Source organism: Streptomyces sp. NPDC104367, from assembly GCF_055583825.1.
In genome coordinates, this window is the sequence record NZ_JBVJND010000047.1 from 1 (window position 1) to 23,819 (window position 23,819).

Sequence of the window (23,819 nt, forward strand, 5' to 3'; positions counted from 1 at the left end):
CGTCCGGGCTCAGCAGGACGTTGCCCAGCGGGCTGCCACGCCACCCGGAGGTGACGGCCTCGCCCAGGTCGAGGGCGTGCACCGAGCCTCCTTCGTCCGAGAAGCTGGCCTCGAAGCCGTCGTCGAGCAGGGACGAGATCAGGTGCCCGCTCAGACCGGGTGCGCCCCGCACCCGGTACAGCGGCATGTTGTCGGCCCATCCCTGGTAGAACGCCGCGCGGCCGACGCACCACTGCGGGAAGAGGTCGTAGAAGTAGCTGTTGAAGTGATCCGTGCCCACGAGGACGAGGCAGTCCGGCCGGAGATCGAGCAGATCCCGGCGGACCCTCTCGTAGGCGCCGTAGCAACGGGCACGGACGTCGTCCTCGACCAGCTCGGGCCGGCTCACCATCATCGACGAGTGCGAGACTGCGTAGCCGGCGACCAGCTCGGCCATGTGGGGCTCCGATCGTTTCGTCCTCAGGGCTTCGGTGCTGCCCTGCCTGTCATGTGCGTGAGTTCCCTCGCGTCAGGAGCCGTCGCCCTCAGAGTCGCCGGCCGGTGTAGCTGGCGGCGTCCGCGGGGTCTCCCGCGCCTCGGTAACGGGTGACCGTCGGGTACGGGTAGACCGGTCGCCGCGCCTCGACGGCCAGGCTCGCCGGGTCCATCCGCTCGGCGATGATCTCCTCGGGCGGCGCTCCGTGTTCGACCCAGCGCATCAACGCCGCCATGCCCGCCGCCAGGGTGAGCCCCGGACCGCTGCCGAGGCAGTTCCCGTGGCTGTCGCCGTCGGTGACGAACAGCCGGGCGAAGCGTGCGGTCGGCTCCTCCCCGCCCATGGCCTCCACGACAGCCTGGAAGTACGCGACGACGGACTGATAGATGAGGAGTTCGTCGTCCGCGGCCTGGGTGAGGATCAGCTTGGCGCCGCTGTCGCGGAACGCGGAGAGGTCCGGGTCGGCGGAGTCGATCTCCCCGAGTTCGGCCACGCCCCGGTCGAAGAGTTCCGCGAAGCGTTCGGTGGTCAGTGTGGTCCAGTCGAGGTCCCGGTCCCGGGTCACCCAGCGGAAGTGCGACGGTCCGAACATCAGGGGCAGCGGCTTCGTTTCGCCGTCGGCCTCGGTGGTCATGCACAACCCTGCCCCGGCCGTGGAGGTGGGTACGCAGGGCCGCGGCCCGTACCAGAGGAACGAGCCGTCCGCGCGGCGCGGGCCGTCCCAGATCCGGCGCATGACCTCGGCGTCGGCCTCGGTGATCGCTCCGGTCTCGGTGCGGGCGCCCACCAGCTTGTGGGGGTCGAACTCGCAGGGGTCGAAGGCGCCGACGATCCCGTCCCGCAGGCCGTCCACTCCGTCGTTGGCCTCGATCGCCGCCGCCCGGAAGGCGTCCAGCTTCGCCGGCACGAGCGGGTTGCGATGCTCGTTCATCACGAGCGCGGGCCACAGCGTGGCCGCCATCGTCCGCGTCCAGTTGATCGCCGGGTCGGACGACCAGACGCCGTCGTAGTCCCGCGGGTGCCGCTGCGCCGAGGCCAGCGCCTGGCGTCCGCCGCCCGAGCACCCCTGGAGAGGCGGGGATCCGTGCAGCGCCTCGGTGACCGCCTTGCCGACCAGGGTCATCTCGTGCGTACTGCGGTCCACCCAGTTGCGGATCAGTTCCCAGTCGAGTTCCGCGGTGTCCTCGCGCAGTCCCCAGTCGACCGTGCGCCGGTCCCGGTTCGCCCCGTCCGTGGCCGCGACGGCGAACCCGTTCCGCACCGCCGCGGGCAGCGTCGGGCCCCGCACGAAGGGCGCCTCGATCCACGGCGGCACGGTCCGGTTGCCGCCGCCGGTGGCCCCCAGGAACCGGCCGTTCCAGGCCAGCGGCACCCACACCATGATCTCGGCGGTATGCCCGCCGGGACCGTGCTGACGCACCCGGACATCACAGAAGGGCGGCAGATTCGTGATGGTCACGTAGGCGGGGACGAAGACCCCGGCGGGAACGTCGACCTCCATCGGCGGCGGGTCGAACTCACCGCTGCGGTTGACCGTCGCCGACACCACCTCGGCGCCGTGCAGGCCGCCGACTGCGGACCGCAGGTTCTCGACGGTGCAACGGGCGGCGGCACCTTCCGCCTCCGGCACCCCCTCCATCGCGACCCACTGGGTCGGGTCGTACTCGCCGATCGTCACGTCGTCCCAGGGCATGGGGGTCCTTCCTTTCCGTGGGGGAATACCGAGCACCTGCGGCTACTGGTCCCGGTAGGCCTCGTTGAAGTCCGAGAAGTCCTCGTAGCAGCGGATCCGCTCGATGAGCCCGTCCCGGAAGTCCATCAGGATGGCCAGCTGATGGTTCGCGATCATCAGGTCGGTCTTCCTGATCCGCAGAGGTGCCTCGATCAGCATGACGACGCGGTTCCCGTTCGCGACGAACTCCGGCGCCCTGTTCATGGGGAAGCCTCCCTGGACGTGGTCGCGCTCCAGTGCGCCGAGTTCGCGGACGGCGTCCTTCCCCACGACGCGGGTGCGGCCCCGGCGCGGCGGGGAGTACGTGGTGGTGCCGCCGTACACGGGCGTGTCCACCGGGAACGAGAACTCGAACACCACGTCGTCCGCGGCGAGATCCCACTCCATCGGCCCGCGGTCCTCGGGACCGAGGCCGAGTCCGTGGAACCTGCGTGCCGTCTCGACGTTCCGTTGCGCCAGTTCGTCCATCATCGCCCGTACCTGCCTGTCGTCGGCCGACCGGGAGGAACCCGTCGGGTGGTCTGTCGCTGCCGGGGCCGGTCGCGCCCGCTTAGACCCAATGCCGTGACTCTGTTGGCGATCTTGTGAGGGTCAGCTGGTGGCGGTGCAGAGGGCGTGGAAGTGGCTGGGTGCCCGCTGCTTTCGGGTCGGACTGGAGATCCAGTCGGCGATCCGGGTGACGTTGCAGGCCAGAGCGGTCAGGACGTGCTGGACGTGGGTCTTGCGCAGGCCCCGGTAGCGGGTTCTGCGGAGGCCGCAGGTGCGGATGTTCTGGGAGAGGGTGGCCTCGATGCCGGCCCGGATCGCGTAGCGGTCCTGCCACTGCCGGGTCCGTTGGTCGAGGCGGTTGGCCTGCTGGATGTCGTGCAGTTCGCGGGTGGGCAGCAGGGCGAGCGAGCGCGGACGGACTTCGGAGTTGGTGCACTGGGCCCGGTCCGTGCAGGCCCGGCATGCGGCCTCGCCGAAGCGGACCTGGATGTAGTCGTGGCCGGAGATCCGCAGTGGCTTCCAGGTCCGGCTGGTCTGCCCGCGGGGGCAGACGACCTGGTGGCCGTCCCAGTCGACGGTGAAGGATGCCTTGTCGAACCCGTTCTGTGCTTTGGTCTGGTGGCTGGGGTCGGGAGCGACCGGGCCGAGCAGCGTGATGTGGTGGACGCGCAGGGCGCGTTCGATCCGCTGCGCGGTCACGTAGGCGGCATCGACCACGTGCTCGCCCGGTGCCAGGCCGGACGCGGCGAGGTCGTCGTGCATCTGGTCGGTGAGCTCGCCGTCCTGGACCGGGGCGATCGTCGTGGCCACGTGCACCACAACCTCCGGCAGGCCTGACGTGCACGTTTCCGTGAAATGGGTGCGATAGCCGGACCACGCGGTGTCCCGCTTGACGCAGTAGTGCGCGTCGGTGTCGTACGGGGAGTCGAACCGCAGCGACGCCGGAGGCAGAGCGTGGCCGTCGCGCCAGCGCAGGCGTCCGCGTGCATCCCAGTAGTAGTGGTGCACCCACACCCGGCGCAGGATCTCCACCTGCGGCAACGCGCGCAGCCGGGGCGGGGCGTCTGGCGCCCAGGCTGCGGCCAGGACTTTGCATCCGTCCCGGCCGAAAGCCTCGGCCAGGGCGGTGACTCCGGCTTTCCCGCCAGGGACCTTGCCGATCTCGACCTTGCGTCCGTAGCGCTTGTCCCACTCCGGCTCCACCAGCGGCAGCAGCCAGTCCGGGGCTGCTTGGGCGAGTTGATCGAGTGCAGCCCGCAGGCTCTCGCCGGCCAACTCCAGGCGGCTGAGCCTGCGGACGGCGGCGAGCACGTGTGTGGCATCGGTGCGCTGGCGGCCTCCGGCCTTGAGCAGCCCGGCTTCGACCAGCCGGTTCAGCATCACCTGCAGCAGCCGGTCGGCCGCATCCCTCTCGGTCAGCCGGGCCCGGAACTCGCACAGCACCGAATGATCGAACCCGGGATCGTCCAACTCCATGCCGAGGGCGTATTTCCAGTCGATCCGAGTGCGGACCGCATTTGCGGCAGCGCGGTCGGACAGGTTCTCCGTGAACTGCAACACACTGACCAGCGCCAACTGCCCAGGCGACAGGCCAGGGCGCCCATCACGCGGGTACAGTTCCGCGAAGTCCTCGTCCTCGAACACCACGTCCAACCGGTCCCGCATCAGCATCGCCGGCGCCCCCTTCGGACACGCCGCCCACGCTGTCAGCACCGTCCGCGTCGGAATCCGCTGATAACTCCTCGGCCGCAACGACATCCCCGGGCCCCTCCCCGAGACACCACCCCGCCTCACTCCAGCGAACCGCAGAACAGACGTCGCGTCAGCACCCCTCACAAGATCGCCAACAGAGTCACGGCATTGCGCTTAGACCGTGTCCTAAGACCGTGTCCTACGTGGTGAGGCGGTCGTGGTGAACCCCCAGGGCACGCCCAGGCTGGTCGCCGGATCGGTGACCAGCGCGTCGTCCGACCGCGACCGGATCCGCACGCCCTGCGCCGTGAGGTGGGCCTCGGCGCGGTCGAGGTCGACGACCTTCCACGTGATGGCGTGGTAGGTGTCACGGCTTGGCGGACTCGGGTCCGCCGACGCGGGCGGGAATTCCTCCCAGTCCGCCTGTGCCGGGCTCCCGGGGTCCGGCACCGCGAACTCGAACACGGCGTCCGCGAGGTGCACATAGGAACTCGTCGCCGCGCGCAGTTCGTCGCGGCCCTCGTGGATCACCGTGCCGCCGAGCACGTCCACCGCCAGAGACAGGACGCGTGCGGGGTTCCGGGTCACCAGCGTGTGGTGGGCGCAGTACTCGACACCGAGCGGGTCGCGGTCGGAGACCGGCGCGAGCGACCATCCCGGTTCGAGCCGCTCGTCGGCCGCGACGTGGCTGACACGTGTGGGGTCCGCGCCGTGGCCACGGGAGGTGGGCACGAACTGGTAGGTGAGCCCGGCGTCCTCCTCCAGGGTCACGAAGGTGGGCCGCCCGGCGAGGGAGCCCGGCGCGGGTGTTCCGGGCGAGAGCGGCGATTCGTCACCCGCCGCGACCTCGCCCCCGGGACCGGCGACGCGGATACCGGCGGCCTTCAGCGCGCGGTACACGTCGGCGATCTCGTCCTGGTCGACGTACCAGCCGGCGAGGGCGAGATGGGGCAGGCCCGCAGCGGACGTCTCTCGCGTTCAACGCGCTCCTCCTCGTCCCCGACGGTGCCGAGACCAGCTACTACGCGGTGCAGGGCGAAGAGTCGATCCTCGGACAACAGGTTGGGCAGAGCCTCCTGGCGCATGCAGTGAACCTTTCGTCACGTGGAGTACTGGACGAACTGAATGGCGACGGCCGAATCAGGACGATCTCGTCAGGCCAAGCCAATGCCAAAGCCGTCGGCCCACGATTGAACAGCGCGTGCAACGGCCAGGATCCTCGGCTCGCTGTTCGGCGGACCCATGATGTGAAGCCCCGCGGGCATACCGGCCACAAGTCCGACGGGGACGGTAAGGGCGGGGAAACCCATCCAGTTCGCGAGCCTGGTGTGGGCGCACTGCTGATCCATCACCCACTGCGGCAGCTGGTTCCCATGATCGGTGAACTCGGTGAACTCCGCAGCGGTTGGCGCGACGAAGCGCACGGTGGTGCTGACGATCAGGTCGTGTTCCTCGAAGACCCCGGCAAAGGTGTTCCAGACCCGATCGCGCATCTCGACGGATTCGGCGAAGCGCTCGTTGTCGACCGGTGCCGGGCTCGTTGGGGTCACGCTCATCATGAAGCTCCAGAAGCCGTCTACATGCCCGGCCCATGAGTGGGTCAGCTCACTGAGTCGCGCTCCCTCGGACACGAGGGCGTCCACGGCACTCCTCACCAACTCGGACAGACCAGGAGTGTCCTGGTTCGACGGTGCGTAACCGAAGTCGTCGGTCCACGCCAGCCGAACGCCGTCCACGCCACCGTCCAAGAGGCCGGTGAAGTCGGGTGGCGCATCCGGCAGGGCGTAGCAGTCCCGGCCGCTCGGACCGGAGACGACGGCGAAGAAGACAGCGGCATCGCGGGTGTCCCGGGTCATCGGGCCGAGTTGGCGATGGGTCCACGGAGCGAGGTTCTCCCAGTCGACGACGGGAACGCGTCCACGCGTCGCGATCATGCCCACGAGACCGCACAGCGCGGCGGGGGCGCGCACGGAACCGGCGCCGTCCGCGGCAACTCCGATCGGAGAGAGCCCGGCGGCGGCCGCGGCGGCAGGCCCGCCGCTGCTCAGGCCCGGGATGCGGTCCAGATCCCACGGGTTCGAGACGCCGTCCTGCCCCGCCTTCGTCTGACCGAGCGGAATCGCCCCTGCGAGGCGCAGCCGTTCGGTCACGATTTCATTGCGGAGGCCGGTCCGCTGCTCCAGGCCGCGTTCGGGTCGCAGGGTCGAGTACGTATGGAACGGCCAGCCGGCACGTTCGACGACCTCCTCCAACAACACCGGGACGCCGTGCAAGGCCCCGAGTGGCCGACCGCTGAGCACGGCTGACTCGGCCTTCTTGGCGGCAGCGACGGCCTCGTCCGCGTGCACAGCGCTCACACACCCGAGGATCGGGTTGAGGGACTCGATCCTGTTCACGAAGTGGTGGACCACCTCGACCGGGGATACCTGTCGGCTTTCAATCAACTCACGCAACCGCCAGGCCGGCAGCCACGTCAGATCATCGGTATCCGCGGGTGCCGTGGTGGGCAGGCGGGCGAGGTCCTGGGACGACTTCTCTTCCGCCGGGGTGTCACTCTGTATCGATGCCATGTCATCTCCTCGTGTCGCTCCGGCCGCCGGTTTCACAGGTCGAAGGCCCGCAGGATGTCCTCAGCGACCGGAGCAGCGTGGTAGCTGCCTGCGTCGTCGGGATCGCCCACGCCGTCGTAGCGGGTGCGCGACGGGTAGGGGTAGACGGGGCGGGTCGCTTCGATGGCGCTGCCATCGAGGGCCCAGCGCTCCGCAGTGAGGGCTTCGGGCGCCTCGTCATTCTCGACCCATGCCATCAGGGCGGCCATGCCACGAGCGAGTGTGAGGCCCGGGCCGCGGCCATAGCAGAAGTTGTGCATGTCGCCGTCGGTCACGAAGAGACGAGCGAAAGGCTTGATGTCGTCCAGCCCGCCCATGGCCTCGATGACGCGCCGGTAGTAGTGGACACTCCCCTGAAACAGGATCACTTCATCGTCGCCCGCATGGGTGAGAAGAAGTTTTCCACCTGCGTCGCGGAAGGCAGTGAGGTCCGGGTTGTCGGTGGCGATCTCGGTGAACTCCGCGCAACCACGGTCGAAGAGTTCCTCGAACTCGGCGAACGTCAGCGCGGTGCCGGTGAAGTCCGGATCTCTCAGAACCCACCGGTACACCAACGGTGAAAGGCCGAACGGCGCCGAGGCCAACTCACCGTCGACCTCCGCGGTCACACACAGGCCGACCGGGATTCCCATCGCCGGGTGCGCACCCCAAGACCGCGTCCCGGGACGCGGTCCGAACCACAGACGCTCCCCGTTCGCTCGTCGGGGGCCATCCCAGATCATGGCCATCACCTGGGCGTCCCGCGCGGTGATCTCCCCAGCCGGCGTCGGCGTGCCGATCACTTTACGGGCGTCGAATTCCAAGGTGTCGAAGGCGCCGAGGAATCCCTGGGCGAGGCCGTCGGCCCCATCGAGGGCCTCAAGAACAGCAGAGCGGAATGCATCCAACTTTGCTTCCGGAAGTACGTCGCCCATCTCGTGCATCACGGTTGCCGGCCAGAGCCCGGCCGGCACAACGCGGGTCCAGTTGATCACCGGGTCCTCGGACCAGATCCCGTCGTAGTCGCCCGGGTGATACTGCGCCGAGGCCATGGCCTGTCGTCCGTTCACGGAGTCGCCGACCAAGTACGAGTACTGAGGCCCTGTTCCGTGGAGTGCAGTGATCACCGCCTTGGCAATCACCGTCATCGCGTGTAGGCCGCGATGTGCGAGATTCCCGATCAGTTCAGTGTCCAGGCTGCCGTCGGCGCGCACTGCCTCGCGTGCACTGGTGTCGACCCGTGTTCCATCGATCGTTCCTGTGGCGAAGCCGTTGCGCAGCGCGAACGGAGGCTGGACATGACGCTGCACGTGATCGCTCAGCGTCATGGTGAAGTCGCCGCCCGCGGTGCAGCCCAGGAACCGACCGTTCCAGCCGAGTGGCACCCAGACCATGGCCTCCTGGACCTGGCCGCCTGGCGTCACGACCTCGATCCGGACATCGCAGAAGGAAGGCAGCCCAGTGACGGGCGGGGCATCCATCGTGACTCCGGGCGGCAAGGCAACGAAGCGTGGTGCGGGCACGTCGAACTTACCGGTGCGGTTCACCTCTGCCGAGAGAACGCGGACTCGTCCGATGACCTCGTACACCTCGTCGAGAGCTGTCTGGATCGCCCCGGCCGAGCACCGCTCAGCGACTCCTTCATCATCGGCCGGAATCGACTGCGGATCGATCCATCGGTCCCAACCACTTACCGCTGTCTTCGCGCTCTGGGTCATGCGGCGTGATGATGTCAGACATGTAAACTCGCGTCTAGATACTGTGTCTAGAAAATAGGCAGCGCGGCCATTCGGGTCAAGAGCTGCCGAACGGCCGGAACCTGCAGACGGCAAGGCGGTTCGAGTTCACGCGCGCCCGATCACCGCGGTCCTGATCCTGGCGGCCGAGCATGCTCTCGGCCTCCGCCCGGGCCGCCCCCAGGTGTGGCTGCTGTCTGCCCGTACACCCGTCGTCGTCCTCGCCCACCCGCCGGGGGACACGATCTCGCCCAGTTTCCGTGATGCCAGCGGCAGCCGCCGGGCGGGAACGGGCAACTTCTCCTGACCCCTGAGTAGCGGCCCGCTGCCCGCCCTCGCCCTCGCTCCTCAGGCTCACCGTCTCCATCCTGGGCGATCGCACCCGCCAGGAACACCTCATCCGCACTCTCGTCCTGTCTGCCCCACGAGATCCCCGTCGCCGCTGTAGACGTGTTCTGACGGCTGATGTACGAGACCGGCCGCCCGGCGCCCAGCAGCCCCGCACTTCCGACGGCCCGCTTACCGAGGCCGCCCGCCTCGACGGCGCCGGCAAGAGGGGCGTCCTCGGCTCGTTGCACCAGCCTGTGGCCCAGCGCCCTGGTCAACACCGCCACCCAGTTGTCGAAGCGCAGTCCAACCGCGAGACAGTTGCGGAAACTTGACCATCCGTTGGTGATGACGCAACCGGATAGCGCATCTAGCATCTGGACACACTGTGCAGCCACTGAGGCCGCTGTCCAGCACTCCGTGTACTCATGGGAACAGCGAGTCAGTAGGACGAAAGGTGCCCGTATGCATGACGTGACCCGCCCCCGGATCGACGCGGAACTCAACGAATGGATATGGCGTGACGTGCCCGAGGGTGAATTGCCCCAGGTGTTCCAGACGATCGACGTGGAAGCCGTTCCGGCGATGCGTGAGGCGGCACGGTCGGGATGGCTGAGCGACGAGGAACTGCGGCACGGCGGCCGCCTCGACTTCGAGGAACGGGAGATCCCGGGGTACGAGGACGGACCGAAGGTCCCCGTGCTCGTCCTGCGCCCGTCGGACGCTCCGGGCCCGCTCCCGGCGCTCGTCTACACGCACTGTGGCGGCAAGCTGTTCAGCCAGCCCCGCAACCTCCGGGGCCTCGGCCTCGTGGAGATGGTCGCGGAACACCGCATCGTCATGGTCGTGGTCGGGATGCGGACCGCCCCGGAGGATCCGCATCCTGCCCAGGTCAACGACTCCTACGCGGCCCTGCGATGGACGGCGGAGAACAACGAGCAGCTGGGCATCGACCGCGACCGCCTCGGAGTGATCGGGATCAGCGGCGGCGGAGGGGTGGCGGCGGCGACCGCCCTGTTCGCCCGCGACCACGGCGGCCCGGCCATCAGCCACCTGCTGCTCCTCTCCCCGATGCTCGACGACCGTGACATCACCGTCTCGAACTGGTTCGACCTGGTGTGCCATCCGCACGACTCGAACGCAGCGTGCTGGACGGCGATGCTCGGCGACGCGAAGGGCGGGCCCACGGTCGACGCCTACGCCGCCCCCTCACGGGCCGCGTCCTTCGCCGGCCTCCCGCCGATCTACATCGAGACCGGGTCGGCCGACACCTTCCGCGACGAGTCACTGGACCTGGCGGCACGGGCCGGTCAGGCCGGTGTTCCCGTCGAACTGCACTCATGGGGCGGATATCTGCACTCCATGGAGTGCTTCGCGCCCGTACCGCTCTCCGACGCGATACGGCAGGCACGACGCTCCTACCTGCAGCGCATTTTCGGGGGCCCGGGAACCGGCTTCGTCGAGATCCGGCGACCGGACGCGGCGGTCCGCCAGGGCTGACCCGCGCAGCCCCCCCTCTCCCCCTCACTCGGGTTCACCCCTGGTCACAACGCTCTGTACGCAATGCCGCGTACGGGATGGAGCAGTTCCATGGTTCACTTCACCGACACCCCGCCCGTCGTCAAGACCGGGCTCGCGCACTGGATCGACCTCCGGGGGGTGGTGGAGACAGCGGGTGTCACCGACCGGTGCTCCGTGGCGATCCTCGGCGAGCGGCTGCGCCACCTGGACGGTCTGGAGGTCGTGTCGGCGACCGTGAACCGGACCGGGGAGTTCCACCCGCCTGCCCTGGCCCCCGAGTTCCTGCCCCCGGGCATGGCGGAGACGGGCATCCGTGGTCTTCCCGACTTCTGCGACGTCCGGCTGCGCTGTCACGGGCCGGGGGGACACGCGGCCGAGATCTTCGTCTGGGTGCCGCTCGCCTGGAACGAGCGATTCATGGGCACCGCGGGCGGCGGCAGCCTCACCGGCCCCGTGTGGCTGGACGTGCCGTACCTGCGCAACATGACGATGGCCCACGCCCTGCGCAACGGCTTCGCGACGGCGGCGACGGACGGCGCCAACCGGGACACCCGCATCATGGACTGGCCCCTGGACCCGGACACGCGCGAACTCGACCGGGAGCTGATGCTCAACTGGATCCACCGCAGCACCCACGACATGACGGTGGCGGCCAAGGCGGTGGTCGAGATCCTGCACGGACGTGCTCCGCGCTACGCCTATCTCGCCGGCGGGTCCGGCGGCGGCCGCCAGGTGCTGGCCTCTGCCCAGCGGCATCCCGAGGACTACGACGGGATCTGGTCCGTCGACCCGGCCGTGAACTGGAACAAGGTGATCGCGGCCGGCATGTGGCCCGCGGTCGTCATGAAGGAGCAGGGCAATCCGCTGCCGCCGGCCAAGCTCGAAGCGTTCCGCACGGCCGCGGTCGAGGCGCTGGACGGTGCCGACGGCCACCGGCGCGGCTTCATCCGCTCGTTCGACCCGTCCGACTTCGATCCGTTCGAGGTCGTCGGCCGCGAGACCACGGCCGGGACGATCACGGAGGCCGACGCCGAGGTCATGCGCCTCATCTGGGACGGTCCCCGGCGCGGCAACGGGGAGCGTCTGTGGTTCGGGATGCGCCCCGGCACATCGAGCTGGAACGAGATCGGCCAGTGCGCGACGACCGAGGAGGACGGCCGGCTGACACCTGTCCCCTGGGCCCTGGGCCTCGCGCACCTGCGTTGGATCACCCGGGATCCGGACTTCGACTGGACCACGGTTACCTACGAGCGCTACGAGGAACTCTTCGACCTCGGCGTCCGGGACCTGGCCGAGGCGGCGTCCGACGACCCCGACCTGTCCGGGTTCCGCGCGTACGGCGGAAAGCTCCTCCTCAGCCAGGCGGCCGACGACGAGGCTCTGTCGCTGCGCAACACGTTCGACTACTACGAGCGGGTCGTCTCGGCCGTCGGCGATCTGGAACAGACCCGGTCCTTCGCCCGCTTCTTCGCCACCGACGGCGACGTCCACACCTTCTGTACCGGGCCGGGGCCGGGAATCTCGGTCGCGGCCGGCATGGCCGCGCTGATGAGGTGGGTCGAGAACGACCAGGCCCCGGACGTCATCGTCGCCGAACGCGTGGATCCGGCGACGGGCAAGGTCGTCGCCACCCGGCCGGCCCATGCCTTCCCCTACGTCACGTCCTACTCCGGTACGGGCGATCCCGGCGACGCCGACAGCTACGTGGCCGAGAAACTCTGACGGTCGGTGCGGCCGGGGCACCCGGGCGGAGCAGCGTGGAGGCGCCCGGCACCTTGCTCCCCTGTCCGCCGTAGGCGCTCTCCGCCGACGGCGGGCATCGGCGTGTTCCCGCGCTCGGAAGGGCCTGGCGTTCCGCGCAGCCGCTCGGAAGGCCGGCCGAGCACATGCCCGGCCCTCTCACAGTGGACAATCGTCCGACCAGGGCGAAACGCTGCCCACAGCCCGCCGGCTGCCGAAGAACACGAACACCGACATCGAGGACCGTATGACACCGAGCCCCAGGCCCTCCAGCCTCCAGGAGCAGAAGCGCGACTTCACCCGTTCCCGCCTGCTCGACTCCGCGCTCACCGTGTTCAGTTCAAAGGGCTACCAGGAAGCCACCGTCGATGACATCGTTTCCACCACGGGCTGCAGCAGGGCCACGTTCTACCTTCACTTCACCAACAAGGCGCAGGTCGTCATCGCGTTGCTCCACAGGGAGACGCCGGACGTGGCAGGGGCCTACCGGACGCTCAACGAGTCGCTCGTCACCGGGATGAGCCGCGAGGAACTGCGCAGCCGCCTGGCCTCCGGGCTCAAAGCCTGGAACCTGCATCCGGGCGCCGTGCGCGCACTGCAGACCGCGACGCTGTGCGAGCCCGAGGTGGCGGACTGGATGGCGGCGCAGCACGCGCAGATGCTGGAGGCCCTCGACGGTTACTTCTCCCTGTTCCCGCGGAAGGAACGCGCCGAGCGCCGGGCCCGCTGCCTGACCCTCAGCTACATGACGCTCGCGGCGCTCGGCGTGACCACACAGCACCGGGACGAGGTGTCCGACAAGGCGCTTCTGGATTACCTCCTGGACCTGTGGGAGATGGTCTTCCTGAACCCGTCCGCGTGAGCATCACCGGTCCGCGCCCCTGATCGACTGCCGGCCGACGGGCGTCCCGCTCCCTCACCGCGGAGAGGCGGGACACGAGGCCGGTGGCACTCCGGGCGCCGAGGGCCATCGGCGCCGGACAGGACGGGTGCGGTCAGGCCCGTCCGGACTCAGGTGTCGTAGGTGTAGAAGCCCCGGCCGCGCTTGCGGCCCAGGTGGCCTGCGGTGACCATGCGGCGCAGCAGGGCCGGCGGGGCGTACAGCGGTTCCTTGAACTCCTCGTGCATGGACTCGGCGATGGCCTGGGCGGTGTCGAGGCCGATGAGGTCCAGCAGGCGCAGCGGACCCATGGGGTGGGCGCAGCCGAGTTCCATGCCCTGGTCTATGTCCTGCGGGCGGGCGCCGCCCGACTCCACCATCCGGACCGCGCTGAGCAGGTAGGGGATCAGCAGGGCGTTGACGACGAAGCCCGCACGATCGGGCGCCTTCACGGTCTGCTTGCCGAGCTGCGCGGCGAAGTCCCGGGTGCGGCGCTCGGTGTCCGCGCCGGTGGTGAGGGCGGGGATCACCTCGACCAGCTGTTGCACGGGCACAGGGTTGAAGAAGTGCATCCCGATGACCTGGGCGGGCCGCTCGGTGGCGACGGCCAGGTCGACGACCGGGATGGAGGACGTGTTGGTGGCCAGGATCGCCTCGGGGTCCTCAACAGCCTTGTCCAGGGCCCGGATGACGTCGGTCTTGATGCCGCGGTTCTCGGCGACGGCCTCGACGACGAACTGCCGGTCGGACAAGTCGCCGAGATCATGGGTGAACGAGAGCCGGGCCAGGGCCTGGTCCCGCTCGTCCTCGCCGAGCTTGCCGCGTTTCACGCCGCGGTCGAGGGAGTCGGTGATGCGACGGCGGCCGGCCTCCGCGGCATCGGGCGTGGCTTCGGCGACACGGACGTCGAGGCCGCGGCGGGCGGCGACCTCGGCGATGCCGGAGCCCATGAGGCCGCAACCGACCACTCCGAGACGGGTGACGGATTCCATGGAAAGTCCTCTCAGACGTTGCGGCGGTACTGGCCGCCGACCTCGAAGAAGGCGTCGGTGATCTGCTGGAGGGAGCAGACCCGGGCGGCGTCCATCAGGACCGCGAAGACGTTGTCACCGCTGACGGCCGCGTCCTTGAGCGCGGCCAGCGCCGCATGAGCCGGCTCCTGGTGGCGGGCCTGGAAGTCGTGGACGCGCCGCAGCTGGGCCGCTTTCTCCTCCTCGGTGGCGCGGGCCAGTTCGACGGCGCCGGGTTCGGCGGTGTCGGCGTGCGGGTTGCGGAAGGTGTTGACGCCGATGATCGGCAGGGTGCCGTCGTGCTTGCGCTGCTCGTAGAGCATCGACTCGTCCTGGATACGGCCGCGCTGGTAGCCGGTCTCCATGGCGCCGAGGACACCGCCACGCTCGCTGATCCGCTCGAACTCCTTCAGGACCGCCTCCTCCACCAGGTCGGTGAGTTCGTCGATGATGAACGACCCCTGGAGCGGGTTCTCGTTCATGGCCAGGCCCCACTCCCGGTTGATGATCAGCTGGATGGCCAGGGCCCGGCGGACGGAGTCCTCGGTGGGGGTGGTGACGGCCTCGTCGTAGGCGTTGGTGTGCAGGCTGTTGCAGTTGTCGTAGATCGCGATGAGCGCCTGCAGGGTGGTGCGGATGTCGTTGAAGTCCATCTCCTGCGCGTGCAGGGAGCGGCCGGAGGTCTGGACGTGGTACTTCAGCTTCTGGCTGCGCTCGTTCGCGCCGTACTTCTCCTTCATCGCGACCGCCCAGATACGGCGGGCGACCCGGCCCAGGACCGCGTACTCGGGGTCCATGCCGTTGGAGAAGAAGAACGACAGGTTCGGGGCGAAGTCGTCGATGTGCATGCCGCGGGCGAGGTAGGACTCGACGTAGGTGAAGCCGTTGGCGAGGGTGAAGGCGAGCTGGCTGATGGGGTTCGCCCCGGCCTCGGCGATGTGGTAGCCGGAGATCGACACCGAATAGAAGTTGCGGACCTGCTGGGCGATGAACCACTCCTGGATGTCGGCCATCATCCGCAGCGAGAACTCGGTGGAGAACAGGCAGGTGTTCTGGCCCTGGTCCTCCTTGAGGATGTCCGCCTGCACCGTGCCCCGCACCGTCGCCAGGGCGTGCGCCCGCAGTCCGGCCGCCTCCTCCAGCGACGGGTCACGGCCCTCCGTGTCCCGGAACCGGTCGGTCTGCTGGTCGATCACCGTGTTCAGGAAGAACGCCAGAATCGTCGGCGCGGGCCCGTTGATGGTCATCGAGACCGAGGTGGTGGGCGCGACGAGGTCGAAGCCGTCGTAGAGCGCCTTCATGTCGTCCAGCGTGGCGACCGAGACCCCGGAGGTGCCGACCTTGCCGTAGACGTCGGGGCGTTCGTGCGGGTCGCGGCCGTAGAGGGTGACCGAGTCGAAGGCGGTGGACAGACGGGTGGCGGGCTGTCCCTCGGAGAGCAGCTTGAAGCGGCGGTTGGTGCGGAACGGGTCACCCTCGCCGGCGAACATCCGGGCCGGGTCCTCGCCGTCGCGCTTGAACGGGAAGACTCCGGCGGTGAAGGGGAAGCTTCCGGGCAGGTTCTCCGCACGCCAGAACCGCACCAGCTCGCCGTGGTCGGTGAAGCGCGGCAGGGCGACCCGGGGAATCTTGTTCCCGGAGAGGGACTCGCGGGTGAGCTTGGTGCGGATCTCCTTGTCCCGGACCTTCACGACCTGTTCGTCGCCGGAGTAGGAGGCGATGATCGCCGGCCACTTCTCGATCTGCTCGGTGATCTCGTACGGCAGTTGCCGCCGGGCGCCCGCAAGCAGCTCCCGCACGTTCCCGGCGTCGGAGTCGGCCGCGACGAGCTCGCCCTCGACCGCTTCCAGACGCTGCACGCGCCGTGCCGCCTCGGCGAATCGACCGGTCTCGGCATGATAGGCGCGCACGGAGTCGGTGATCTCGGCGAGGTAGCGCACCCGCTCCGCCGGGACCACCTGCCGGATACCGGACGAGTGGCGTACGTCGACCGGGGCCAGCGTGCCCTCGGACAGCGGCAGCCCCTTGTCCGCGAGGACGGTCTTGAGGTGCTGGTGGAGCGCGGTGACGCCGTCGTCGTTGAAGGTGGCCGCCGAGGTGCCGAACACCGGCATGTCCTCCGGACGCTGCCCGAACGCCTCGCGGTTGCGGACCAGTTGACGGCCCACATCACGCAGAGCGTCCTTGGCACCGCGCCGCTCGAACTTGTTGATCGCCACCACGTCGGCGAAGTCGAGCATGTCGATCTTCTCCAGCTGCGAGGCGGCACCGAACTCCGGCGTCATCACATACAGCGAGCTGTCGACGAACGGCACGATCGCCGCGTCGCCCTGCCCGATACCCGGCGTCTCCACGACCACCAGATCGAACCCGGCCGCCTTCACGACATCGATCACGTCGGACAGGTGCTCGGGCAGCTCATGGCTGCCACGGGTCGCCAAGCTCCGGAAGAACACCCGGTTCCCGTCCAGGGAGTTCATCCGGATCCGGTCACCGAGCAGCGCACCGCCGCCCCTGCGACGGGTCGGGTCGACCGCGATCACCGCGACCCGCAGCTTGTCCTGCTGATCGACCCGGAACCGGCGCACCAACTCGTCCGTGAGCGAGGACTTTCCGGAGCCGCCGGTGCCGGTGATGCCGAGCACCGGCACAGCCCTGTCGGTGGCCCGCAACCGCTGCAGGAACTCCGGCGGCAGCTTGCCCAGTTCGGCGCCGGTGATCGCGCGGGCGATCGCGAACCGGTCGCCCGCGAGCACCCCGTCGGCGTCGGCCGGCTTGCCGTCCCACAGGTCGAAGTCGCAGTCCCGCACGACCGAGTTGACCATCCCGGCCAGGCCCATCCGCTGGCCGTCCTCGGGGGAGAAGATCGTCACCCCGCTCGCCCGCAGCCGGGCGATCTCCTCGGGCACGATGACACCGCCCCCACCACCCACCACCCGAACATGATCGGCACCCTGCGCACTCAACGACTCGACCAGGTACTCGAAGTACTCGACGTGCCCGCCCTGGTAGGACGAGACCGCCACGCCGTGCGCGTCCTCCTCCAGCGCCGCGTCCACGACCTCCTGGACCGACCGGTTGTGCCCGAGGTGGATCACCTCGGCGCCCTGCGACTGGAAGATCCGCCGCATGATGTTGATCGAGGCGTCATGCCCGTCGAACAAGGCCGAGGCCGTGACCAGGCGGACAGGGTGCGCGGGCCGGTGCAAGGTACTCATGGGATGCCTTCCCGAACAGGACCTGCGGAGCAGCTACCAGTTGAAATAGTAGGACGTCCAAGTAAATAACTGTAGGTGATCGCTCGGATGTGAATATGACCACAGCGGCGCCCGACTGCCCGGGGGGAGAGAGATCGTGTCTCCGACCGTCGGTAGTGCGGCCCGCCCGCAGCGGGCCGCACGCGGCCGGGTCACAGAGGCGGCAGCTTGACCTGAACCATCTCGTTGGTCATGCCTGCGATGAACCCACCGTCGACCAACAGGTCGGTCCCGGTCACATGGCGAGCCGCGCCCGAGCACAGGAACGCCATGGCGTGCGCCTGCACCTCCGGAGTCGCGGTACGCACCGCAAGCCCCTTCGCCAACTGCGTCAGCTGCTCGTCCGCGACGTCGACGAGCGCCTGCCACATGGGCGTCACCTTCGCGTGCGGGCTGACCGAATTGATCCTGATGCCCCGAGGCGCGAGTTGGACCGCCTTGAGCATCGTGTAGAGCGTGACGGCGCGCTTGGACCATCCATAGCCGTCGTTGGCGTCCTGCGGCGCGCGTTCCTCGGACCACGCCACGCCTTCCTCGAAGGTCACCATCTCCAGCATCGGCCGGATCTCGTCGACGTGCTCGCGCCAGCTGACGCCGGCCGTCGAGGACACCGTCACCACGGCGGAGCCTTCCGGCATCAGTGGAAGAACGGCCTCCGTCAGATGACGCGTACCGAAGAAGTTGCAGACCAGCACCTTGACCGGCGGCGCGGTGCCGCCGAGGCCCGCGCAGTTGAAGAGCACGTCCACAGGACCGCCGATCTCGGCCACCGCCCGATCGATGGACTCACGATCGAGCAGATCGACGCCCACGAACCGAGCCCCGACCTCGGTCTCGTCGACGTCCATCGACACGACCTCGGCGCCCAGTTCGACAAGCAGCTCGGCCGTCGACCTGCCGATCCCCGAGGCCGCTCCCGTCACGACCACACGCCGCCCGTCGTACCGCGGCAAATCCAGCATGTGCACAGCTTCTTTCCACAGTTCACCGGCCCGACGGCCGCTCCGCCCCGGCGGCGGGCGCAAAGACCACCACACAATCCCCAACGGCGCCACCTCTTCCGAGCGGACGGACAAACGCCGCGGATCCCCATGGCCGGCTCGCCGCCCGGGCGGACCGTGACGACGGCCACCGGGCGTCGCCGCCAACGGCTGCGGCGTGTTCCCACGTGCGTGCGGTTGCGGAAACGCGACAGGCAGGCGCGCCACCGCACTGGGCGGTGCCACCCCTGCCTGTCGCGGTGGCAGCACGGCGCCGGCCGATCCGAGACCCGCGAGCGTGAACGAGAAGAGTGCGGTGTGTCGTCGCATGACGATGTCCTCCTTCCTGGTGGTGAGTGACCTCACGGGACGGGCCGAGGTGCGCAGATGCCGGGTTCGGCTGCTTTCTGGACCACTGCGGTCACCCGGTTGTTGCAGGTCGCGGCAGAGTGACCGCACGCCTCACCATCACGGGCTTGGCAAGCCCCACCCATTGAATTACGTTCATGAGACAATAGGCCGGAGAGGGGGTGGGGCCACAAGCGGCACCGCACCCATTACGGGAGCGGTAGTGGTCAGTTGCGTTCAAGACATCGAGTGGCGCGCATCACGAAAGGCCCCCACAGGGCGGGTGGGCACCCGACCGAACGGGGGCACGCCACCTCGACCGCGGCACCCGAAGCGGGCAGACATGCACGCCTGCCACCCCGCACGCCCACCCCGCCACAGCGATCCGCTTGCGCAGACAGCGCCCGTACGCCAGGACTCCCGCCCCTCACCCACCGCGCTCACTCCAGGACATACAGGAAGCGCTTGCCAACGGTCGATCGGCATCTTAGGATTACGATCATCATTCAAACACCGCACGGCGTCGCTTGATGTTGGAGCAAAGCCGTGCACATGCAAAAGGAGCATCATCATGGCCGTCAGCCCAGAAGCACACGAATTCGTCAAGTTCCTGGACAGTGTCCGCGCCAAGGCGGAGGCTCCGGGCCTTGACCTGGCCGTCCTGCGCGATGTCGTCGACTCGTACCAGCGGGCGTCGACCGAGCCGGAAGGCGTCACCTACGCCGAGGTGGACGCCAACGGCGTCCCCGCCCTCTGGGCCATCCCCGAAGGCGCCGCCCCCGACAAGGCCCTGCTCCACTTCCACTTCGGCGGAGCGGTGGCGGCCTCGATGCACTCGGACCGCAAGGCGGCCGGCCACATCGCGAAGGCCGCCGGTGTCCGCTCCCTGGTCGTGGACTTCCGCCTGGCACCGGAGCACCCCTACCCGGCCCAGCTCGACGACATCGAGGCGGCCTACCGGTGGCTGCTCTCGCAGGGCTACGAGCCGCGGAACATCGGCAGCACCGGTCACTCCATCGGCGGTGCGTTCGCGGTGCTGCTGGCCCTCCGCCTCCTCGCCAAGGGAGAGGAGGCCCCGGGCGCGATTCTCAGCATCTCGCCCCTGGCCGACTTCACCCTGCAGTACGCCTCCATGGAGGAGAACGCGGACAACGACAAGATGCTGACCAAGGACTTGATGGAGTTCGGCCGCCAGGTCTATCTCCAGAACCCCGACCTGAAGTACACCGATCCTGAGGTCAGCATCGTGTTTGCCGACCTGACCGGTCTGCCGCCCACGCTCCTGTACTACGGCGAGCACGAGCTGCTCTCCGACGCGGGTGCCGAGTTCGGGCGCCGGCTCGCGGAATTCAAGATCCCCTCCGAGGTCCACGTGATGCCCGAGGGACAGCACTCGTTCATCCTGGCCGCAGGGCGCGTGCCCGAGGTGGACGAGGCGATCACTCACATGGGGCAGTGGCTCAAGCAGCACCTCGGCGCCTGAGCGGACACGGTCCGACTGATGCGGCGAGGGTGGCGGATCATCGCCGCATCAGTCTGGGCAGGTTGTCTCGCACGAGCGTGGCCACCGACGACAGGACGACGCCTTCGCAGGTGACGGTCTGTCGGCTGCTGCTGCTGCCCGGACCCTACGCCTCCGGCGTCGGATCGAGCCGGATGAGTACGGCGGTGCCGGGGCGTGGCAGGAAGACCGTGAGCCGTCCGGTCGCCGCCTCCCAGGCCACCGTGGCGTCGGACCGCAGGGGGTGGACCACCGCCGGACGAATGCCGGTACCGCGCAGATGGTGCAGCGTCACGGTGCGGGAGCCGTCGGCGGGGTCGTGCCGTTCCCGTGGATCCGGGGCACCGCCGTGTGCACCGATGACCGCAGGCCGGCGCCACACGGTGAGATGGGTGGCGGTACGGCCGCGCAGACCGGAGGCGATCCAGGTGTCGTCCCAACGGGGAAGTCCCAGCGGCCAGAACGGGGAAGCGCCGGGGATCTGCGCACGCATGGCCTTGTAGGCGGAGATGCCCGAGCGGACCAGTTCGAACTGCTCCGCGTTCATGCGGTCGAGGAAGCCGGACAGGTGGATGCGGCCCTGCATCGCGCCGGTGAGGGTGAAGGCGATCTCGTCGAGGCCGAACTCCGGCTGGGGGTAGGCCCAGACGGCGGCCTGTTCGGGGGCCACCGCGGTGGCGGCCGCAGCCGCGATGGGCGGACAGCACAGGGGGTCCTGCTGGTCGCTGGTGGACTGGAGCTGGGTGACGGCCAGTTGGGCGTAGTCCATGCGCAGCCCGCCCGAGGCGCAGTTCTCCAGCACCAGAGCGGGGTATCTGTCGAGCAGCGAGCCGAGCCAGTCGAGGTACGCGCGGTGGTGTCCGAGCAGTCCGGCGCCGGCGCCCGCGGTGCCGGTCTCGGTGCCGGGACCGATGTTGATGTTGTAGTCGAGCTTCAGATAGCCGACGCCCCAGTCGCCCACGAGCCGGTCGACGACCTGGTCGAGGTGGGCGCGGGCGGCCGGGTGGCGCAGGTCCAGCTGGTGGCGGCCGTGTTCGGTGACCCGGATCCCGCCCCGCTGGAAGAACGCCTCGGGCGGCAGGGTCCGGGCCAACGGGCTGCGGACTCCGACGACTTCGGGCTCAAGCCAGAGTCCCGGGGTCATTCCGTGCCGCCGAATGGTGTCCAGGATCTGCCTGATGCCGCCGGGAAAGCGGCTGCCGGAGGCCTGCCAGGCGCCGACGGCGTCCCACCAGCCCTGGGCGTCGTCGTCGTACCAGCCCGCGTCGATGACGAAGACCTCGGCCCCGGACAGGGCCGCCGCCTCGACGAGCGGCATGAGCTTGTCGGTGGTCGGATCACCCATCAGGGTGTTCATGTAGTCGTTGTAGACGACGGGGAGCACGGTGTGATCGGGGTGTGCGCGGCGTATCAGGCGGCGGTAAGCGGTGAGTTCGCCGAACGCGGCGTCGAGGCCACCGCTCCCGACTCCGACCAGGGCGGCCGGGACCGTGGTGAACTCCTGGCCCGGCGCCAGTGTCTCGCGCCACTGGTGGTGCGCGTCGTCCGGCCCGAACAGCGCCACATAGGCGGCGCCTTCCCGTTCGCCGATCTCGTAGCGCCAGCCCGCGCCGGACTCGATCTGCCAGAGCCAGGCACGCCCGGTCGGATCGGTGAGGGCGGCGACCGGCAGGTGCCGTCCGGTGGACCAACTGCCCTGTGAGCAGCGCTCGAAGCAGCCGCGTCCTTCGTGGCCGTGAGCGGACCGGGCGAGGTCGACGACGTGGTCCCGGAACGCGGCGTGCCGCCAACGGCATTCGGCGAGCCAGTCGTTGTCCGCCCAGTGGAGGGTCAGGCCCTCCACTCCGCCGGTGGCGTCGGTGATGCCGCCGAGGGTCAGGCTCGACACGCTCTCCAACTGCAGTGGAGCGCCGCCCTCGTTGACGAGGCGCACCTGCGAGCGGAGGAAGCCGGTGCCCGCACGGGTCCGCAGGGTGACCTCGGCGGCCAGGCCGGTCACCGGATCCGCCAGGCCGATGGTCGTGCACCGCCAGTCCCCGTCCTGGACCGCCTCGTGACCGCGGTAGAGCAGCCGCTCACCGATCGCGGTGTCGATGAAGCGCTCCCCCGACCAGGTACGGCCGTGGCCGGTGGCGGTGACCTCGACCAGGGGGAGCAGCGAGTTCCAGTCCTGCCCCGGGGATCCGAGCCGTACCGATCCGGCGGCGTCCGCGAGGGCATGCAGGCCGAGGATCTCGTGGGACCAGAGGAGGGATCTCTCCGCTGTTTCGACAGCACTGATCAACTGGGGTTCCCCTTCTGTGGTGTGGGGCCTCTCGCAGAACGTCCGAAGGCCTCCGTCCGGTGCGGTACCGGACCCTGGAGCGAGGTGCCGGTGTGATCGTCGCGTAAATGCCTGGTTTCAATCTCTTGACGGCACCGTTGTGACCGCTCACAATCCTGGCATGGATGTGACCGGTCACACAAGCGACGGCGACCGTCCGGGCCCCGTACGGGAATCCCGGAAGGCGGCCAGTATTCGCGACGTCGCCCAGGCGGCGGGCGTCTCCTACCAGACCGTCTCCAGGGTGATCAACAGTCATCCGAACGTCCGCGAGGAGACCCGCAGGCGCGTCGAGGAGGCCATCGACGCCCTGGGGTTCCGGCGCAACGCCACCGCGTTCGCGCTGGCCAGCGGAGTGACCCGGTCCGTCACCGTGCTGACGTCCAACACCACCCTCTACGGCTACGCGGCCACGCTTCAAGGGCTGGAGGAGGAGGCCCGCACGACCGGCTACTCGCTGGGCGTGCGGGTACTGACGCCCGAGGACGACCTGGGCCGCACGGTCTCCTCGGCCGCAGCCGGGGCAGGGGGGCTCCTGGTCATCGGCTTCGACCGGCTCGGGGCGTCGGCTCTGCGCCGGGTCCCTGCCGATGTGCCCTGCGCCGCGGTCGTCGAAGCGCCCCCGCACGGCCGGAAACCTCCCCGGCCGGCCGTGTGGGCCGACGACCGCGAGGGGGCCCGCGCCGCCACCGCGTACCTGCTGGGGCTGGGGCACCGGACCGTTCACTACGTGGCGATCCCCACGTCCGCCGGCTCCCGGCGCTCGGAAGGGCCGCGTGCCCAGGGCTGGCGCACGGCACTGGAGGAGGCCGGCGTCACCCCGCCGGCGCCCCACGGCGGCAAGGGCTGGGACGCGCAGGCCGGTTATGAGGAAGGACAGGGACTGGCCCACGACCCGGACGTCACCGCGATCCTGTGCGGCAACGACGACCTGGCGCTGGGCATGCTCCGCGCGTTGCACCACGCGGGCCGGTCGGTGCCCGGCGACGTCAGCGTGATCGGTTTCGACGACGCTCCCCACGCGGGTTTCCTGACGCCCGCTCTGACCACGGTCCGCATGGACTTCCCGAGGCTGGGCCGCGACGCGTTCGTGCTGCTGCGCAGTCAGATCGAGGGCGGTCACCCGCCTCCGCCACCGGCCTTCGGCGGCACCGAACTCATCGTCCGCGAGAGCTCCGGAGGGATCGGCCCATGACCGCGACGCGACGACCGCCCCCGAG

16 protein-coding genes are annotated in these 23,819 nt (G+C 69.3%); 5 read left to right on the plus strand and 11 right to left on the minus strand.

Annotation, left to right across the window (positions count from 1 at the left end):
• The 7 genes from ACZ619_RS41370 to ACZ619_RS41400 form a co-directional block, all read right to left on the minus strand.
• A partial coding sequence (locus ACZ619_RS41370; RefSeq protein WP_469610767.1) for a DODA-type extradiol aromatic ring-opening family dioxygenase occupies positions 1-436 on the minus strand: 436 nt, incomplete at its 3' end.
• Between the two features lie 88 nt (positions 437-524).
• Positions 525-2,168, minus strand: coding sequence for a tannase/feruloyl esterase family alpha/beta hydrolase (locus ACZ619_RS41375; RefSeq protein ID WP_469610769.1), 1,644 nt, complete (start codon positions 2,166-2,168; stop codon positions 525-527).
• A gap of 42 nt (positions 2,169-2,210) precedes the next feature.
• Positions 2,211-2,678, minus strand: a complete 468-nt coding sequence (locus tag ACZ619_RS41380; protein WP_469610771.1) for a nuclear transport factor 2 family protein — start codon at positions 2,676-2,678, stop codon at positions 2,211-2,213.
• Positions 2,679-2,798: 120 nt separating this feature from the next.
• On the minus strand, positions 2,799-4,454 hold the full coding sequence (locus ACZ619_RS41385) for an IS1182 family transposase (RefSeq protein ID WP_469610773.1): 1,656 nt from the start codon (positions 4,452-4,454) through the stop codon (positions 2,799-2,801).
• Positions 4,455-4,574: 120 nt separating this feature from the next.
• A complete protein-coding gene (locus tag ACZ619_RS41390; protein WP_469610775.1) occupies positions 4,575-5,288 on the minus strand; it encodes a VOC family protein in 714 nt (237 codons plus the stop codon).
• 254 nt (positions 5,289-5,542) lie between these two features.
• Positions 5,543-6,958, minus strand: coding sequence for an amidase (locus ACZ619_RS41395; RefSeq protein ID WP_469610776.1), 1,416 nt, complete (start codon positions 6,956-6,958; stop codon positions 5,543-5,545).
• 32 nt (positions 6,959-6,990) lie between these two features.
• Complete coding sequence (locus ACZ619_RS41400; RefSeq protein WP_469610778.1) at positions 6,991-8,694, minus strand: tannase/feruloyl esterase family alpha/beta hydrolase; 1,704 nt, start codon at positions 8,692-8,694, stop codon at positions 6,991-6,993.
• Positions 8,695-9,504: 810 nt separating this feature from the next.
• Here ACZ619_RS41400 and ACZ619_RS41405 point away from each other — a divergent pair.
• The 3 genes from ACZ619_RS41405 (at position 9,505) to ACZ619_RS41415 (ending at position 13,162) form a co-directional block, all read left to right on the plus strand.
• Positions 9,505-10,539 (plus strand): alpha/beta hydrolase, encoded by a 1,035-nt coding sequence (locus tag ACZ619_RS41405; protein WP_469610780.1) that lies wholly within the window; start codon positions 9,505-9,507, stop codon positions 10,537-10,539.
• 90 nt (positions 10,540-10,629) lie between these two features.
• Positions 10,630-12,282, plus strand: coding sequence for a tannase/feruloyl esterase family alpha/beta hydrolase (locus tag ACZ619_RS41410; protein ID WP_469610782.1), 1,653 nt, complete (start codon positions 10,630-10,632; stop codon positions 12,280-12,282).
• Positions 12,283-12,547: 265 nt separating this feature from the next.
• Complete coding sequence (locus ACZ619_RS41415; RefSeq protein WP_469610784.1) at positions 12,548-13,162, plus strand: TetR/AcrR family transcriptional regulator; 615 nt, start codon at positions 12,548-12,550, stop codon at positions 13,160-13,162.
• Positions 13,163-13,311: 149 nt separating this feature from the next.
• Here the strand turns inward: ACZ619_RS41415 and ACZ619_RS41420 are convergent, their stop codons facing one another.
• The 3 genes from ACZ619_RS41420 to ACZ619_RS41430 all read right to left on the minus strand — a co-directional run bounded on the left by ACZ619_RS41420 (position 13,312) and on the right by ACZ619_RS41430 (position 18,409).
• The gene (locus tag ACZ619_RS41420) at positions 13,312-14,172 is read right to left on the minus strand and encodes a 3-hydroxybutyryl-CoA dehydrogenase (RefSeq protein ID WP_469610786.1); all 861 of its coding nucleotides are present in this window, start codon (positions 14,170-14,172) and stop codon (positions 13,312-13,314) included.
• Positions 14,173-14,183: 11 nt separating this feature from the next.
• Positions 14,184-17,408 (minus strand): fused isobutyryl-CoA mutase/GTPase IcmF, encoded by a 3,225-nt coding sequence (gene icmF, locus ACZ619_RS41425; protein ID WP_469610787.1) that lies wholly within the window; start codon positions 17,406-17,408, stop codon positions 14,184-14,186.
• Between the two features lie 191 nt (positions 17,409-17,599).
• Positions 17,600-18,409: a coniferyl-alcohol dehydrogenase gene (locus ACZ619_RS41430; protein WP_469610789.1), complete on the minus strand. Its 810-nt coding sequence runs from the start codon at positions 18,407-18,409 to the stop codon at positions 17,600-17,602.
• A gap of 937 nt (positions 18,410-19,346) precedes the next feature.
• On the opposite strand from ACZ619_RS41430, the gene ACZ619_RS41435 reads away from it, so the two are divergent.
• Positions 19,347-20,258 (plus strand): alpha/beta hydrolase fold domain-containing protein, encoded by a 912-nt coding sequence (locus tag ACZ619_RS41435; RefSeq protein ID WP_469610791.1) that lies wholly within the window; start codon positions 19,347-19,349, stop codon positions 20,256-20,258.
• A gap of 145 nt (positions 20,259-20,403) precedes the next feature.
• On the opposite strand, the gene ACZ619_RS41440 is transcribed toward ACZ619_RS41435, so the two are convergent.
• On the minus strand, positions 20,404-22,560 hold the full coding sequence (locus ACZ619_RS41440; protein ID WP_469610792.1) for a glycoside hydrolase family 36 protein: 2,157 nt from the start codon (positions 22,558-22,560) through the stop codon (positions 20,404-20,406).
• Positions 22,561-22,720: 160 nt separating this feature from the next.
• Here ACZ619_RS41440 and ACZ619_RS41445 point away from each other — a divergent pair, with 160 nt between their 5' ends.
• Entirely contained in the window at positions 22,721-23,794 is a 1,074-nt protein-coding gene (locus ACZ619_RS41445; RefSeq protein ID WP_469610794.1) for a LacI family DNA-binding transcriptional regulator, read from the plus strand.
• Positions 23,795-23,819: the final 25 nt, after the last annotated feature.

Coding starts and splice junctions, on each gene's coding strand:
- ACZ619_RS41375 (WP_469610769.1), bottom strand. CDS start 2,168: ATGCCCTGGGACGACGTGACGATCGGCGAGTACGACCCGACCCAGTGG.
- ACZ619_RS41380 (WP_469610771.1), bottom strand. CDS start 2,678: ATGATGGACGAACTGGCGCAACGGAACGTCGAGACGGCACGCAGGTTC.
- ACZ619_RS41385 (WP_469610773.1), bottom strand. CDS start 4,454: ATGTCGTTGCGGCCGAGGAGTTATCAGCGGATTCCGACGCGGACGGTG.
- ACZ619_RS41395 (WP_469610776.1), bottom strand. CDS start 6,958: ATGGCATCGATACAGAGTGACACCCCGGCGGAAGAGAAGTCGTCCCAG.
- ACZ619_RS41400 (WP_469610778.1), bottom strand. CDS start 8,694: ATGACCCAGAGCGCGAAGACAGCGGTAAGTGGTTGGGACCGATGGATC.
- ACZ619_RS41405 (WP_469610780.1), top strand. CDS start 9,505: ATGCATGACGTGACCCGCCCCCGGATCGACGCGGAACTCAACGAATGG.
- ACZ619_RS41410 (WP_469610782.1), top strand. CDS start 10,630: ATGGTTCACTTCACCGACACCCCGCCCGTCGTCAAGACCGGGCTCGCG.
- ACZ619_RS41415 (WP_469610784.1), top strand. CDS start 12,548: ATGACACCGAGCCCCAGGCCCTCCAGCCTCCAGGAGCAGAAGCGCGAC.
- ACZ619_RS41420 (WP_469610786.1), bottom strand. CDS start 14,172: ATGGAATCCGTCACCCGTCTCGGAGTGGTCGGTTGCGGCCTCATGGGC.
- icmF (WP_469610787.1), bottom strand. CDS start 17,408: ATGAGTACCTTGCACCGGCCCGCGCACCCTGTCCGCCTGGTCACGGCC.
- ACZ619_RS41430 (WP_469610789.1), bottom strand. CDS start 18,409: ATGCTGGATTTGCCGCGGTACGACGGGCGGCGTGTGGTCGTGACGGGA.
- ACZ619_RS41435 (WP_469610791.1), top strand. CDS start 19,347: ATGGCCGTCAGCCCAGAAGCACACGAATTCGTCAAGTTCCTGGACAGT.
- ACZ619_RS41445 (WP_469610794.1), top strand. CDS start 22,721: ATGGATGTGACCGGTCACACAAGCGACGGCGACCGTCCGGGCCCCGTA.